The organism is Streptomyces sp. NPDC055749, from assembly GCF_053617235.1.
Genome location: NZ_JBSHFH010000028.1, coordinates 24382 through 39401 on the forward strand (window position 1 = coordinate 24382; position 15020 = coordinate 39401).

The 15020-nt window shown below is 71.1% G+C and carries 14 protein-coding genes; 8 read left to right on the plus strand and 6 right to left on the minus strand.

The annotated features are described in order from the left end of the window. Positions 1-67: 67 nt before the first annotated feature. Positions 68-1669 carry an MFS transporter gene (locus tag ACWGO0_RS21405; protein WP_453537111.1) on the minus strand — a complete coding sequence of 534 codons (1602 nt, stop codon included), beginning with the start codon at positions 1667-1669 and terminating at the stop codon, positions 68-70. A 186-nt stretch (positions 1670-1855) separates the two neighbouring features. Between ACWGO0_RS21405 and panB the strand changes: the two genes are divergently transcribed. From panB to ACWGO0_RS21420, 3 genes are all read left to right on the plus strand, one after another. Continuing rightward, positions 1856-2740, plus strand: a complete 885-nt coding sequence (gene panB / locus ACWGO0_RS21410) for a 3-methyl-2-oxobutanoate hydroxymethyltransferase (RefSeq protein ID WP_453537114.1) — start codon at positions 1856-1858, stop codon at positions 2738-2740. Between the two features lie 144 nt (positions 2741-2884). Beyond that, positions 2885-3907 carry an ATP-binding cassette domain-containing protein gene (locus tag ACWGO0_RS21415; protein ID WP_453537117.1) on the plus strand — a complete coding sequence of 341 codons (1023 nt, stop codon included), beginning with the start codon at positions 2885-2887 and terminating at the stop codon, positions 3905-3907. Continuing rightward, positions 3904-4752 (plus strand): ABC transporter permease, encoded by an 849-nt coding sequence (locus ACWGO0_RS21420; RefSeq protein WP_453537120.1) that lies wholly within the window; start codon positions 3904-3906, stop codon positions 4750-4752. The genes ACWGO0_RS21415 and ACWGO0_RS21420 overlap by 4 nt, the downstream gene beginning before the upstream one ends. A gap of 12 nt (positions 4753-4764) precedes the next feature. On the opposite strand, the gene ACWGO0_RS21425 is transcribed toward ACWGO0_RS21420, so the two are convergent. Further along, positions 4765-8142 (minus strand): AfsR/SARP family transcriptional regulator, encoded by a 3378-nt coding sequence (locus ACWGO0_RS21425; protein WP_453537123.1) that lies wholly within the window; start codon positions 8140-8142, stop codon positions 4765-4767. A 168-nt stretch (positions 8143-8310) separates the two neighbouring features. On the opposite strand from ACWGO0_RS21425, the gene ACWGO0_RS21430 reads away from it, so the two are divergent. Further along, positions 8311-9120 (plus strand): site-2 protease family protein, encoded by an 810-nt coding sequence (locus ACWGO0_RS21430; RefSeq protein ID WP_453537126.1) that lies wholly within the window; start codon positions 8311-8313, stop codon positions 9118-9120. On the opposite strand, the gene ACWGO0_RS21435 is transcribed toward ACWGO0_RS21430, so the two are convergent. Further along, positions 9117-9296 (minus strand): hypothetical protein, encoded by a 180-nt coding sequence (locus ACWGO0_RS21435; protein WP_453537129.1) that lies wholly within the window; start codon positions 9294-9296, stop codon positions 9117-9119. The genes ACWGO0_RS21430 and ACWGO0_RS21435 overlap by 4 nt on opposite strands. A 107-nt stretch (positions 9297-9403) precedes the next feature. Further along, a complete protein-coding gene (npdG, locus tag ACWGO0_RS21440; protein WP_453537132.1) occupies positions 9404-10114 on the minus strand; it encodes an NADPH-dependent F420 reductase in 711 nt (236 codons plus the stop codon). 139 nt (positions 10115-10253) lie between these two features. Here npdG and ACWGO0_RS21445 point away from each other — a divergent pair, with 139 nt between their 5' ends. Continuing rightward, positions 10254-10856 (plus strand): hypothetical protein, encoded by a 603-nt coding sequence (locus ACWGO0_RS21445; RefSeq protein ID WP_453537135.1) that lies wholly within the window; start codon positions 10254-10256, stop codon positions 10854-10856. Between the two features lie 44 nt (positions 10857-10900). After that, on the plus strand, positions 10901-12253 hold the full coding sequence (locus ACWGO0_RS21450) for an MFS transporter (RefSeq protein ID WP_453537138.1): 1353 nt from the start codon (positions 10901-10903) through the stop codon (positions 12251-12253). Positions 12254-12291: 38 nt separating this feature from the next. On the opposite strand, the gene ACWGO0_RS21455 is transcribed toward ACWGO0_RS21450, so the two are convergent. Beyond that, positions 12292-12543, minus strand: a complete 252-nt coding sequence (locus ACWGO0_RS21455) for a hypothetical protein (protein WP_453537141.1) — start codon at positions 12541-12543, stop codon at positions 12292-12294. A gap of 58 nt (positions 12544-12601) precedes the next feature. Here ACWGO0_RS21455 and map point away from each other — a divergent pair, with 58 nt between their 5' ends. Further along, the gene (map, locus tag ACWGO0_RS21460; protein ID WP_453537144.1) at positions 12602-13459 is read left to right on the plus strand and encodes a type I methionyl aminopeptidase; all 858 of its coding nucleotides are present in this window, start codon (positions 12602-12604) and stop codon (positions 13457-13459) included. A gap of 124 nt (positions 13460-13583) precedes the next feature. Then, positions 13584-14249 carry a biliverdin-producing heme oxygenase gene (locus ACWGO0_RS21465; RefSeq protein ID WP_453537147.1) on the plus strand — a complete coding sequence of 222 codons (666 nt, stop codon included), beginning with the start codon at positions 13584-13586 and terminating at the stop codon, positions 14247-14249. 16 nt (positions 14250-14265) lie between these two features. Here ACWGO0_RS21465 and ACWGO0_RS21470 read toward each other — a convergent pair whose 3' ends face one another. Continuing rightward, on the minus strand, positions 14266-14934 hold the full coding sequence (locus ACWGO0_RS21470; RefSeq protein WP_453537150.1) for a PhzF family phenazine biosynthesis protein: 669 nt from the start codon (positions 14932-14934) through the stop codon (positions 14266-14268). Between the last annotated feature and the right edge of the window lie 86 nt (positions 14935-15020).

Sequence of the window (15020 nt, forward strand, 5' to 3'; positions counted from 1 at the left end):
CGTTCAGCTGCCGTTCCGCGCGACGGAGGCCGCGCACCCTGGTGAACGTAGCCGGTCGGGGAAGCGGCTAGCTGCCCGCCCCGGCGGAGACCGGGGCGTCCTTGCCGGACTCCACCCGTACCGGCTGCCTGCCCGGCAGGAACAGGGCCACCACCACGGCGCCGATCAGGGCGACGGCCGCCGAACCGAGGGCGGTCACGTGCATCGCCCCGATGAAGGCGTCGTTCGCCGCCGCCACCAGCGGCTTTCCGGCCGGGCCGAGCTTCTCGGCGACGCCGAGGGTCGCCTCGATGGACTCCCCCGCGACGTCCCTGGCCCCGGCGGGGACGCTGCCGAGGTGGCCTTCGATGTCCCCCCGGTAGACCGTGGAGAGCACCGATCCGAGTACGGCGATGCCGAGCGCCCCGCCCACCTGGCGGAAGGTGTTGTTGATCGCCGAACCGGAACCGGCCCGTTCGACGGGCAGCGCCTGCATCACGGCGACCGTGACCGGCGGCATGATGTGCGCCATCCCGGCGCCCTGGACGAAGAAGACCAGGCACAGCACCCAGACCGGCGTACCCGCGCCGAACAGCCCGAACGCCGCGAGTCCGGCCGCCACCAGGAGCATGCCGACCGTGCAGACGGCCTTGGCGCCGAAGCGGTCGACGACCAGCCGCGCCCGCGGCGCGAAGACCATCTGGGCGACGGCGAGCGGCAGGATCAGCAGCCCCGACTGGAGGGCGCTGTAGCCCCGGACGCTCTGCAGGTAGAAGGCCGAGAAGAAGGTCACCCCCATCAGCGCGAAGAAGACCAGGGCGATCGCGGCGACGGCGGCGGAGAAGGCCGGCTTCCTGAAGTACGAGATGTCGATGGCCGGGTGGCTGCTGCGCTTCTCGTGCCGGACGAAACCGGCGAGGACGAGCAGACCGCCGAGCAGGGGCGCGAGCACCGTCACATCGGTGAAGTCGGCCAGTTCGCCGCCGCGGATGATCCCGAACACGAGCAGGACGAGGCCGACGATCGAGAGCAGGACGCCGACCGGGTCGACCTTGCCGGGCTTCGGGTCCCGCGACTCCGGGACGAGGAGCGCCATCGCGACCAGTGCGACGACCACCACGGGGACGTTGACCAGGAAGATCGAGCCCCACCAGAAGTGTTCGAGGAGCAGGCCGCCGGTGATCGGGCCGATGGCGATGCCCAGGCCGACGCTGCCCGCCCAGATACCGATGGCCTTGGGCTGTTCGTCGCGCTCGAAGACGTTCATCAGGACGGCGAGCGTGGCGGGCATCACGAAGGCCGCGCCGAAGCCCATCAGCGCGCGCCAGGTGATGAGTTCGCCGGGCGAGGAGGAGAACGCGGCGAGGGCCGAGCCGATGCCGAAGACGACGATGCCGAAGAGGAGCACCTTCTTGCGTCCGGCCCGGTCACCGAGGAGGCCCGCTGTGAAGAGGAGTCCGGCGAAGACGAGCGTGTAGGAGTTGATGGCCCATTCGAGCTCGCTCTGGGTGGCGCCGATACCGGTGGGCGCCGGGCCGGCGATCGTCTTGACCGCGACGTTCAGGATCGAGTTGTCCAGCACGACGATGAGCAGGCTGAACATGAGGACGGCGAGGATCGCCCAGCGGCGGCGGTGGATCGCCTCCGGGACGCGGGGCACGACGGCGGGAACGCCGGAGGGTATGGACATGCCCAGGAGCCTAACCCCATTTCGATACGAGACCGTCTCGTATTGGAAAAGCTTTGCCTTGTTCGCCGTGCCGTCCTGGAAGGTCCCGCGCGGGGCCACTTCACGCGGACCGCGCCGGGATGCCACCATGGAAGCGATCCGGGGACGCCGTCAGGGCGCCTCGAGATGACGAAGGAGCCGTTGGCAATGTCGCTTCAGGCTGCGCACGACCAGTCCGCCACTCCCCCCGCGGGACCCGCCGACAGCAGCAAGGCGCTGTACGGAGGCAAGTCCACCCGCCGCATCACCGTCCACGACATCGCCGCCGCCACCGAGCGCGGCGAGAAGTGGCCCATGCTCACCGCTTACGACGCGATGACCGCGTCCGTCTTCGACGAGGCCGGCATCCCGGTCATGCTCGTCGGCGACTCCATGGGCAACTGTCACCTCGGCTACGAGACCACCGTGCCCGTCACGATGGACGAGATCGCCATCCTCTCCGCCGCCGTCGTACGGGGCACCAAGCGCGCCCTCGTCGTCGGCGACCTGCCCTTCGGCTCGTACCAGGAAGGGCCCGTCCAGGCCCTGCGCAACGCCACCCGGCTGATCAAGGAGGCCGGCGTCGGCGCGGTCAAGCTGGAAGGCGGCGAACGCTCCCACGAGCAGATCCGCCTCCTGGTCGAGTCCGGCATCCCGGTCATGGGCCACATCGGCCTGACCCCGCAGTCCGTCAACGCGATGGGCTACCGGGTGCAGGGCCGCGGCGAGGAGTCCGCGCAGCAGCTGCTGCGCGACGCCAAGGCCGTGCAGGACGCCGGAGCGTTCGCCGTCGTCCTGGAACTCGTACCGGCCGAACTGGCCGCCGAGGTCACCCGCACCCTGCACATCCCGACCGTCGGCATCGGCGCCGGACCCGACACGGACGCCCAGGTGCTCGTCTACACCGACATGGTCGGTCTGACCGGCGGCAAGGTGCCCCGCTTCACCAAGCAGTACGCCAACATGCGCAAGGTGCTCGGCGACGCCGCGAAGGAGTTCGCGGACGAGGTCGTCGGCGGGACGTTCCCGCAGCCGGAGCACACCTTCCACTGATCCGCCCGGCCCGCATCACGGACCACATCCCGCACCACCGACAGCCCGCCGGCTTCCCCCTCCGGCGGGCTGTCGGCCGTCGTGGGCCCGCTGTCGGCCCGCTGTCGGAGAAATATCGGTGCGTTGTCAGTGGCGGGTGGTCCCATGGTGCCCATGACGCGAAACGACAAGAACCCCAGGCGCGGCGGGAACGCCGTCGAAGTGCGGGGCCTGGTCAAGCACTACGGGGAGACCAAAGCACTCGACGGAGTCGACCTCGACGTGCGCGAGGGCACCGTCCTCGGTGTGCTCGGCCCCAACGGCGCGGGCAAGACCACCCTCGTACGCATCCTTTCCACCCTGATCCTCCCGGACGCCGGGCAGGCCACGGTCGCGGGCTACGACGTGGTCTCCCAGCCCCGGCAGCTGCGCCGCCGCATCGGCCTCACCGGGCAGTACGCATCGGTCGACGAGAAGCTCTCCGGCTGGGAGAACCTCTACATGATCGGCAGGCTCCTCGACCTGCCCCGCAAGGCGGCGCGCGCACGCGCCGACGAGCTCCTCGAGCGGTTCTCGCTCACCGAAGCGGCCAAGCGCCCGTCGATGGACTACTCCGGCGGAATGCGGCGCAGGCTCGACCTCGCCGCTTCGATGATAGGCAGCCCGTCCGTCCTCTACCTGGACGAGCCGACGACGGGACTCGACCCCCGTACGCGCAACGAGGTCTGGGACGAGGTGCAGCGGATGGTCGCGGAGGGGGCGACCGTGCTGCTCACCACCCAGTACATGGAAGAGGCCGAGCAGCTCGCGAACGAGCTCACGGTCATCGACAAGGGAAAGATCATCGCCAGCGGCGGTGTCGACGAGCTCAAGGCGAAGGTCGGCGGTCGCACCCTGCACATCCGGCCGTCCGACCCCGCGGAGCTGCCCGCCATGGCACGGGCGCTCAGGGAGGCGGGCCTCGACGGGATCGCGGGCGCGCAGGCCGTCCCGGACGAAGGACTGCTGTACGTACCGATCCTCAGCGACGAGCAGCTGACCGCCGTCATCGGCCTCCTCGGCTCCCGGGGCTTCTCCCTCGCGCACGTCGCCACCGCGCTGCCCAGCCTGGACGAGGTGTTCCTGGCCATCACCGGCGAGAAGAGCTCGCACGTGACCGACACGATCCCCGAGGAGGTCGCGGTATGAGCACGGCGACTCTGACGCCCACCCCGACCGATTCCGTACCGGTGCGGGCGCAAGCCGGCGAGGGCCGGATCGGTCTGCGGGGCAACCTCCGCCACATCGGGGCACTGGTCCGGCGCAATCTGCTCCAGATCAAGAAGGACCCCGAGTCGATGTTCGACGTCCTCCTGATGCCGATCATCTTCACGCTGCTGTTCGTGTACGTCTTCGGCGGCTCCGTCGGCGCGAGCCTGGGCGGCGACCGGCAGACGTACCTGAACTACGTGGTACCCGGGCTCATGGCGATGATGGGCATGAACATCGCCATGGCGGTCGGCACCGGTGTCAACGACGACTTCCGCAAGGGCGTCATGGACCGGTTCCGGACGATGCCGATCGCCCGCTCCTCGGTGCTCATCGCGAAGATAGTGGTCGAGCTCGGCCGGATGATGGTGGCCACGTCCATCCTGCTGGCGATGGGTTTCGCGCTCGGCATGGAGCTGCAGACCTCGGTGCTCGGCCTGATCGAAGCGGTCGCGCTGTCGGCGGCGTTCGGCGCCGCCATCATGTGGATCTTCATCCTGCTGGGGCTGAGCATGAAGACGGCCCAGGCGGTTCAGGGGATGGGAATGCTCGTGCTGATACCCCTCCAGTTCGGTTCCTCGATCTTCGCGCCGACGGCGACGATGCCCGGCTGGCTCCAGGCGTTCACCGACTACAACCCGCTGTCCAACCTCGCGGACGCGGCTCGCGGGCTGATGTCGGGCGGGCCGGTCGCCCACTCGGTGTGGATGACGCTCGCCTGGTCCGTGGGCATCACCCTCGTGACGGCGCCGCTCGCGGTCAGCAAGTTCCGCAAGAAGACCTGAGCACCGCCGCGCCTACCGGTGCGCCTGTGCCAGGGCGGTGGCCTCCTCCAGGGTGAGGCCGCCGCCTTCGGCGTACGCGGCCGCGTAGGCCGTTTCGCCGGCCGCCGCGCGGACGACCGCCTCCGCCCGGGCCAGGCTCTGCCGTTCCATCGCCGTCAGGAAGTAGCCCTTCGGCAGGAGCGTCGCCTGGACACCCAGCAGCCGCGCCGCGTCCCTGCCGTGCTGTTCGCCGCCGAGACCGCCGAGCGCCCAGGCGAGCGTGACCAGGTGGACGGAGATCATCTGTGGCGCCACCATCAGCGACAGCCGGTCCTGAGCGCTCTCCAGTGCCCGCAGGGCCCGCTCCAGCGCCGTGGTGTGCTCGCCCTCGAGGTTGTCCAGCCAGGCGAGCGACCCGAGTACGAACCCGTCGAAGATCGCGACCGTCTCCGATGTGAACTCCTCGCGCAGCGCGGTGAATTCGTCCCGGGCCTCGGCGATACGGCCGCCGCGCCCCAGCAACAGGCCCAGATGCAGCCGGGCCGCCGGCATCGCCTCGTGCCCGGGCTGCGGTCCGCCGTCGAGGATGTCGCGCAGGATGGCTTCCGCCTCCGCCTCACGGCCGGTCTCGGTGAGGACCCCCGCGTACCGGGACCGCAGCAGCGCGACCTGTGACTGGGCGCCGAGCTGTTCGGCGTAGCCGATGGCTGCGAGGTAGTCATCGGCGGCGAGGGCGTACGCTCCGACCCGTTCATTGGCCTCGCCGCGGGAGGCGAGCGATTCCGCGGCGCCCCAGGCGTCGCCGAGCCGGACGAAGATCGCCAGGCTCTCGTCGGCGTCCACCCGGGCCTCGCCCGCCCAGTCGGGGCGGTTGGCCAGGATGTTGGCCCGCATCTGGAGGGCGCCTCCCAGCTCCCACTCGTAGCCGAACTCCCGGCAGGCCCGGACTGTTTCGTCCATCAGCTCACGCAGCTGGTCGACCTCGCCGGTGAGCAGGATCGCGTACATCCAGAAGGCGCCCGGTGTGCGGCAGGTCTGCGGCTGGCCCATCCGGTACGTGCTCGCGATCACCCGCAGCCGCTCCTGGCTGTCCTCGGTCATCCATGAGTCCGTGTGGTGGTCCATGTTGACCAGCTGGACCAGCCGCACCCCGCGCCGCGCCTCCTCCAGCTGCTCGGGCACCCAGGGCGGCGGCCGGTCGGTGCACCGCTCCATGAGCGAGGGCGCGGGGGTGCCGGGCGGGGCGAAGGGGTCGGGGCCCAGGGCGCCGGCCGCCTCGGCCCAGTGTCGGGCGTCGGTGCGCAGATCGCGCATCGTCCAGTACCAGGACAGGGAGAGGACGAGGCAGAGCGCTTCCTGCTCGTCGCGGGCGGCGACGGCGTGACGCAGTGCGGTGCGCAGATTCTCGTACTCGCGCTGGAACCGGTCGATCGCGGCCCGCTGACCGGCACCGCGGAGTTCCGGTCCGGTGGTACGGGCCAGCTCCCGGAAGTACCCGAGGTGCCGCCGCTCGACGGCGGTCCGCTCCCCCGCCTCGTCCAGCCGCTCCGAGGCGTACTCGCCGACGGTCTCCAGGAGCCGGTAGCGCATCTCGCCGTCGCCGCCGGGAGCCGCGACGACGAGGGACTTGTCGACAAGGAGACCCAGCAGGGCGGCGACGTCGCGGGCGTCGACCGGGTCGGCTCCCACTCCCACCGCCGCTCCGGCGTCTGTGGAACACACCTCTTCCGCCGCGTCGAGCGCGCAGCCGCCCGCGAACACCGACAGCCGGCGCAGCACCGCGCGCTCGGCCGTGTCCAGCAGCTCCCACGACCAGTCGACGACGGCACGCAGGGTCTGCTGACGCGGCAGGACGGTACGGCTGCCGTTGGTGAGCAGCCGGAACCGGTCGTCGAGCCGGTCGGCGATCTGACGCGGGCCGAGCATCCGCAGCCGGGCAGCGGCGAGTTCGATGGCGAGCGGCAGTCCGTCGAGCCGCTGGCAGATCTCGGCGCACGCCACCGCGGTCTCCGGGTCCGCGTCGATCCGGAATCCGGGCCTGGCGGCGCCGCCCCGGTCGGCGAGCAGCCGCAGCGCCATGGGGTCGGGCAGCGGGTCGACGGGGCGGACGAACTCGCCGGGTACGCCGAGGGGTTCACGGCTGGTCGCCAGGACGGTGAGGCCCGGGCAGCGGGCGAGCAGGTGGTCGGCGAGCGAGGCCGCCGCGTCGATCACATGCTCGCAGTTGTCGAGGAGCAGGAGCATCCGGCGCCGCGAGCAGTGCTCGGTGAGGCGTACGAGCGGGTCGCCCGCGCTCCGTTCGGCGGCCCGGAGCTCCTCGGCGCCCGCGCCCCGCAGCACGGTCTCGCGGGCCCCGAGCGCGCTCAGGACGGCCTCGGCCACCGCGTCCGGATCGTCGACGGGGGCGAGTTCCGCCAGCCAGACACCGTCCGGCCACGCAGCCGCGAACGTCTCGGCAACCTCCTGGGAAAGCCGCGTCTTGCCCGCACCACCGGGCCCGAGGAGGGTGACGAGCCGCGCCTGCGAGAGGTCCTCGCGCAGGGCGGCGATATCCCCTTCGCGCCCGACGAAACTGGTGAGCCTGGCGCGCAGATTTCCGTACGGGGCCGGGGCCGGGGCCGGGGCCTGAGCCTGCGTCACGGTCGCGGGCGCGGCCCGGTCTGCGGCCTGGGCCTGCACCGCCGCCGGGACGTCCTCGTGGAGCAGTTCGGTGTGCAGGGCGCGCAGTTCGGGGCCGGGGCCCGTGCCCAACCGGTCCACAAGAACCGTGCGGACCTCCTCGTACGCCGCCAGCGCCTGAGCCGTACGGCCCGCGTCGCGCAGGGCCCGGATACGCAGGGCCTGGAGGGGTTCGTCGATCGGGTGGGCCGCGGCGAGCACGGCCAGTTCCGGCAGGGCCTCTTCGGGGCGGCCGAGGGCAAGAACCGCGGCGAGCCGGGTGCGGCGGGCGTCCAGCCGCCGCGCCTCCAGTCCGGCCACGGCGACCGCACGGTCCGGCAGGTCGGCGAGTACGGGCTCGCGCCACAGGGCAAGGGCGGCGTCGAGCGCCTCGACCGCCTGTCCGGCGTTCCCCTCTCCCAGCGCCCGTGTCCCCTCCCCCGTCAGCCGCTCGAAGCGGTGCAGGTCCACGTCGTCCACCTGGGCGGCAAGCCGGTAGCCGCCCTCGACGGACTCGATCGCCGCCCGTCCGAGCACGCGCCTGAGCCGGCCCACGAGTGCCTGGAGGGCGCCCACCGCTTCGGCGGGCGGATCGCCGTCCCACACCTCGTCGACGAGCGCCGCGGCCCCGACCGTACGGCCCGGACGCATGGCCAGAACGGTCAGCAGGGCACGCAGCCGCGCCCCGCCGATGGCGACGGCCGTACCGTCGTCGCGGAAGGCCCGGGTGGTGCCGAGAATGGTGTAGCGCACCCGCCCATTGTCCGTGACGGTGACCGTTCACCCCACAGCACCCGTGACGGGCGCGTCCGCGCGCCGCGAGCCGCTGAGGAACCAACGTCCCGGAGCGGGACGTTCTCGCCATATCGCCCGTACTGTCGGGGCTCGCCACCTGCCTTCCAGCCACCAGGAGTTCCGCCGATGACCACCGCAGCCACTCGCAGCGACCGGAGGATCAGCCCGATCTTCCTGGCGATCGTCGCCGTCACGGCGGTCTCGGGCTGGGCGGTGTGGACGGACTTCGCGGGGCAGACCGGCTTCGCGATCTTCCTGTTCGTCACCGCGGCCTGGATCGTCTCGCTCTGTCTGCACGAGTACGCCCATGCCCGTACAGCGCTGCACAGCGGGGACATCTCCATCGGGGCGAAGGGCTATCTCACCCTCAACCCGCTGAAGTACACCCATGCTCTGCTGAGCATCGTGCTGCCCGTGCTCTTCGTGATCATGGGTGGGATCGGGCTGCCCGGCGGTGCGGTCTTCATCGAGCGGGGCCGGATCAAGGGCCGCTGGCGGCACAGCCTGATCTCCGCGGCCGGGCCGCTGACCAACGTACTGTTCGCGGTCGTCTGCACGGCGCCGTTCTGGCTGCACGCCCTGGACGGGGTGCCGCTCGCCTTCCGCTACGCACTGGCGTTCCTGGCGCTGCTCCAGGTCACGGCCGCGATCCTGAACTTCCTGCCGATCCCGGGTCTCGACGGCTACGGGGTGATCGAGCCCTGGCTGTCGCACAGGATCCGCCGGCAGGTGGAGCCGTTCGCCCCGTTCGGGCTGATCGCGGTCTTCGGCATCCTGTGGATCCCCGAGGTGAACATCGCCTTCTTCGAAGCGATCGACGCGCTCCTGGAGGGGCTCGGCGTGAGTGAGCTCGAGTCGTACTGCGGGCAGGACCAGTACCGCTTCTGGCAGGAGTTCTGGGGCGAGCAGAATCCGGTGTGCGCAGTGAACGGCTAGCGGGCGTCCGCGGTCGCCGCTCGGTCCTTGCGCAGGTAGAACCACGCCATGTTGGAGGAGAGGCCGGCCAGCAGCACCCAGATGATCCCGAGCCAGGTGCCCTGGACGAAGGAGACCACGGCTGCGCCGACGGCGAGCACGCAGACGACGAGGGCGTAGAGGGCGAGGCGGGGCATGGGGGCTCCTGTCCGGGGATGGTGCGCGATCCCGTCCAGTGTCCCTCATGCCCCATTCCGCTCGGCGTCCGGTCCGGGCCGTGCCGCGCCGCACGGACAGGCCCTGGTCACACGTCGGTGGTACGCAGTCCGGCGTGGGCCTTGTAGCGGCGGTTGACCGAGATCAGGTTGGCGACCAGCGATTCGACCTGGTGCGCGTTGCGCAGCCGGCCCGCGAACACGCCCCGCATGCCGGGGATGCGGCCCGCGAGTGCCTGCACGATGTCGGTGTCGGAGCGGGCCTCGCCCAGCACCATCACATCGGTGTCGATCTCGTCGATCGCCGTGTCCTGGAGCAGCACCGCCGAGAGGTGGTGGAAGGCCGCGGTGACCCGGGAGTCCGGCAGCAGGGCGGCTGCCTGCTCGGCGGCGCTGCCCTCCTCGGGCTTGAGGGCGTAGGCACCCTTCTTGTCGAAGCCGAGCGGGTTGACGCAGTCGACGACGAGCTTCCCGGCGAGCTCCTCGCGCAGGGACTCCAGGGTCTTGGCGTGACCGTCCCACGGCACGGCGACGATCACGATGTCGCTGCGCCGTGCGCAGTCCGCGTTGTCGGCGCCCTCGACGCCGAGGCCGAGTTCGGCGGCGGCCGTACCGGCGCGTCCGGCGTCCCGGGAACCGATGATCACCTTCTGGCCGGCGCGGGCCAGACGGTAGGCGAGGCCGCGGCCCTGCGGGCCTGTTCCGCCGAGCACGCCTACGGTCAGTCCGGAGACGTCGGGAAGGTCCCAGGGGTCCTTGGCGGGGGGCTTGGGCGCGCTGCCGCTGTCGTGGGTAGTCATGGCCCCGACACTACTGCCAGGCAGAGCGGGGACCACGGCGGTTCCGGCCGTGGTGACGAGGCCCACGTGGGCTCCCTTTCGGGTGGGTTCACCGTCAACGCCGGGCGGCACGGCGGGCCTTCGGGCATCATGCCGGACCATGGATGCCGTACGTGTCGCGCTGCTCCGCGAAGTGCTCGCCGGGACCGAGTGGCCCGCGGCGACGCGGCGCTTCGCCGGGACACTCAGGTCGTCCGTGGTTCCGCACGGCGGCGGGCTGCTGCTCGTGGGGACCGAGGTGTACGAGCCGTGGCATCTGGCCGCCCATCTGGTCGACGAGTCCACGTGGTCCGGGCTGCCCGAGCTGCGTCCGACGCTGGTACGGCACCGGGTGGAGGCGGGCGATCCGGTGCATCTGGCCGTCGGTCTGGGCCGGATCGAGGCCGCACGGCGGGGCGAGACGCTGCTCGTGGTGGCCCCGGAGCGGCCGGACGGCGGGCTGCTGGAGCGTGTGCACGACGCGCGGCGGGCCGGGGCGACCGTACTGGCGCTGGACGGCGGCGATCCGGAGGTGCTGGGGCTGGCCCATGAGGCGCTCTCGGTCACCGGTGCGGACGACGTGGACCTCGATACCGTGCAGCACCTGGTGAGCGCGGCGGCCGGGGAGAACAGCCGGCCCGCGCCGCGCGGCCGCCGCTCGTTCCGCGACCGGCTCTCCCGGCTGGCCGACCAGCTGACCGCACCGCCACCGGCCCGCTGGTAAATCCGGTTGCATGGGGCACAAGGGCGGACGGACCATGACCCCTCGTGACGTCGCCGCCCTCCCAGCCCTCTCAGCCCTCCCCGCCTTCCCAGCCCTCTCAGCCCTCCCCGCCCTCCTGGCCCGCCAGGCTCGCCGCGCTGCTTCCCGATCTTTCGCCCTGGCGTTCCTCGGCCGACTTCAGGCTGTTGTGGAGCCAGGGGCTGATCACGTACTTCGGCAGCTTCATGGCCCTGATCGCGCTGCCGTTGCAGATCAAGCACCTCACCGGATCCCCGCTGGCCGTCGGCGCGATGGGCGCCGTCGAGCTGGTGCCGCTGATCGTGTTCGGGCTGTACGGCGGGGCGCTGGCCGACTCGGCTGACCGCCGCAAGGTCATCCTGGGTACGGAGGCGGGGCTCGGGCTGCTCGCCGTGATCCTGCTGGTGAACGCGCTGATGCCCGATCCGGCGCTCTGGCCGCTGTATGTGGTGGCCGCGGGGGTCGCCGCCCTGGCGGGGCTCCAGCGGCCCGCGCTGGATTCACTGATCGCCCGGATCGTGCCCCACGACCAGCAGACCGCCGCCGCGGCGCTGAACTCGTTGCGCTGGCAGATCGGCGCGATCGCGGGTCCGGCGCTCGCGGGCCTGGTGGTGGCCTATGCCGGGCACGCCACGGCGTACGCGGTCACGGTCGTCACCTTCGCCGTCTCCGTCCTGCTCTGCCTGCGGCTCGCCCCCGCTCCTCCCGCCCATGACGCGCAGAAGCCGTCGCTGCGCGGGATCGCGGAGGGTGCGCGGTACGCGTGGAGCAGGCCGGTGCTGCTGGGGACGTACGCCATCGACCTGGCGGCGATGTTCTTCGCCTTCCCGAACACGATCTTCCCGTTCCTGGCGGACGAGCTGGACGCGGAGTGGTCGCTCGGCCTGATGTACGCGGCGGGGTCGGTCGGTTCCCTGGTACTGGGGCTGACCAGCGGCTGGACCTCACGGGTGCGGCGGCACGGGCTCTTCGTGGTGTTCGGCGCGGCCGTCTGGGGTCTGGCGATCGCCGCGGCGGGCTGGTTCGGCGAGGTGTGGCTGGTGCTGGTGTGCCTGGCGGTGGCGGGCGCGGGCGACATGCTGAGCGGTCTGGGCCGGGCGACGATCTGGAACCAGACCATCCCGGAGGAGCTGCGGGGCAGGCTCGCGGGCATCGAGGTGCTGTCGTACAGCGTCGGTCCGCAGCTGGGCCAGGTCCGGGCCGGTGCGATGGCGGGCTGGACGGGGACGCGGCCGGCGATCTGGAGCGGCGGGGTGGCGTGTGTGGCATCGGTCGCACTGCTGGCGGCGACGTTGCCGAAGCTGCTGTCGTACGACTCCGAAACGGACGAGGACGCGGTACGGAGGCGGGCGCAGCGCGCGACCCCCTCCGGCGTCTGAGGAGCGGTGTGCCGGAGGGCGGCGTGGAGCGTGGCCCGTCAGTTGCCGGAGGGGCTTTCGGGTCCGGAAGGGCCTTCAGGTGCCGACTTGTCGTGCCACTTCGGGTCGGTCTCCCACTCCAGGTTCCGCTCCTGGGCGGTTTCCATGGCGTGGTGGGCCTCCTCCGGCGTCGCGTAGGGGCCGAAGCGGTCCTTCGCCGGGCACTCGGGGCCTTCCTCGACCTTCTTGTGCTCCAGGCAGTAGTACCACTCGCCCGGCTTGCCGACGGTGCGCTTCTTGAACAGGGCCATCGTCGCTTCCTTTCCTTACGATCATGCTGCCCCGAGCCCGCTGGTTAGACTCGCTGGCATGTCTGGCCAGTCGCTGCTCGTACCAGGGGAGATCACTCCCATTCGTTCCGTCCCCGGAAACATCCGGCGCCCCGAGTATGTGGGGAAACCGGCTCCCGCGCCGTACACCGGCCCGGAGATCCAGGACGCCGAGACCGTCGAACGGATGCGGATCGCGGGCCGCATCGCCGCCCAGGCGATGGAGGAGGCCGCGAAGCACATCGCTCCGGGTGTCACCACCGACGAGCTCGACCGGGTCGCCCACGAGTTCATGGTCGACCACGGCGCGTACCCCTCGACGCTCGGTTACCGCGGTTTCCCGAAGTCGCTCTGTTCCTCGCTCAACGAGGTCATCTGTCACGGCATCCCGGACTCCACCGTGCTGCGGGACGGCGACATCGTTAACCTCGACGTCACGGCGTACATCAACGGCGTGCACGGCGACAACAACGCCACGTACCTCTGCGGTGACGTCGACGAGGAGTCGCGTCTGCTGGTCGAGCGCACCCGGGAATCGCTGAACCGGGCCATCAAGGCGGTCCGTCCGGGGCGCCAGATCAATGTGATCGGCCGGGTCATCGAGTCGTACGCGAAGCGTTTCGGTTACGGGGTGGTGCGGGACTTCACCGGGCACGGGATCAATTCCTCGTTCCACTCCGGTCTGATCGTTCCCCATTACGACAGCCCGCATGCCACCACGGTGATGCAGCCCGGAATGACCTTCACGATCGAGCCGATGCTGACGCTCGGCACTCATGAGCACGACATGTGGGACGACGGCTGGACCGTGGTGACGAAGGACGGCAGGCGCACCGCGCAGTTCGAGCACACGCTGGTGGTCACGGAGACCGGGGCGGAGATCCTTACTCTTCCGTAACCCTCCGCGCCGGTGCGTCCGGGCGTATCGTTTTTACCGACAGCCAGTCGGGAACCAGTTGACTTAGGTAAGCCTAAGTAGGAAGATCGGCGTATCGCACCCCCCTGGTCTTCGGAGGCCCGCCTTGGACGCACCCGGCACAGCCACCCCCTTCTCCACGCTCATCCGCACGGCCTCGCACGAGCAGCACACCGAGGCGGAGACGTCGACGTTCATGGGCGATCTGCTCGGCGGACGCCTGGGGGTGGACGCGTACACGCGCTACACCGAGCAGCTGTGGTTCGTGTACCGGGCGCTGGAGGACGGCGCGGAGACCCTGCGGAACGACCCGGTCGCCGGGCCCTTCATACAGACCGAGCTGATGCGCAGCACCGAGCTGGAGCGCGACCTGGCACATCTGCGCGGCCCCGGCTGGCGCGAGGGCCTGGAGCCGCTGCCGGCCACCGCCGCGTACGCGGAGCGGGTCGCCGAGTGCGCCCGCACCTGGACTGCCGGATACATCGCGCACCACTACACGCGCTACCTCGGGGACCTCTCGGGCGGCCAGATCATCCGCGACAAGGCGGAGAAGACCTGGGGCTTCGCGCGCAAGGGCGACGGGGTGCGGTTCTACGTGTTCGAGGAGATCGCCAACCCCGCCGCGTTCAAGCGGGGTTACCGGGAGCTGCTGGACGCGGTGAACGCGGACGATCTGGAGAAGCAGCGCATCATCGACGAGTGCAAGCGCGCGTTCGCGCTGAACACCGCCGTCTTCCGCGAGCTGGGCGAGGTCTTCCCGCTCAGCGCGTGACACGTGGGCGCGGTTTTCACGCCCTGGCCAGCAGGACGCGGCCCCCTACCTCCACCGTGCCGTCCGGCGCGGGTGCCGTGAGGATCTGGGAGCCGCGTCCTTGTCTGATGTTGAGGGCGCGGCCGAGCGCGGCGCTGAGCAGCAGTGCCGCCGCCCCGGTCGCCTCGTCCTCCACGATCCCGTCGTCCCTTCGCGGGAAGGCGCGGGCTCTGACCCGCCCCGCGGCCTCGTCCTCCCAGGCCCATACGTAGAGCCAGCCCTCGCCGGGCGGCGGCCCCGTCAGCGCCTCGACCTCGGTGGCCGACGCGTAGCGCTCCAGTGCCCTCGGCGGCGCCCACTCGGGGCGGGCGGTGATCCAGGTGAACTCGCCGTCCTGGCGGGCGAACACGTCTCCCACCGGCAGTTCCAGGATCTCCAGATCGAGCAGCCAGGCCGTGCCGACGAGCGGGTGACCGGCGAACGGGAGCCGCAGCCCGGGGGTGTAGATGTCGACGCGCCCTCGCTCCGGGTCGTCGACGAACACGGTCTCGCTGAAGCCGAGCGTGCGCGCCAGTGCCTGCCGGGACGCCTCATCGGGGTACGCCGCCCCTTCCCGTACGACTCCGAGCGCGTTGCCGTGCCGGCCGTCCGGGCCGCAGAACACACGCAGTACGTCGATGCCGTCGGGTACGCCGAATTCGTTCACGGCCGCATTCAAGCACCGTACGCAATCGCCGGACGCCGCAGGGCCGCACCGGCGGTGTACTGCCGGTGCGGCCCTGACGGAGCTCT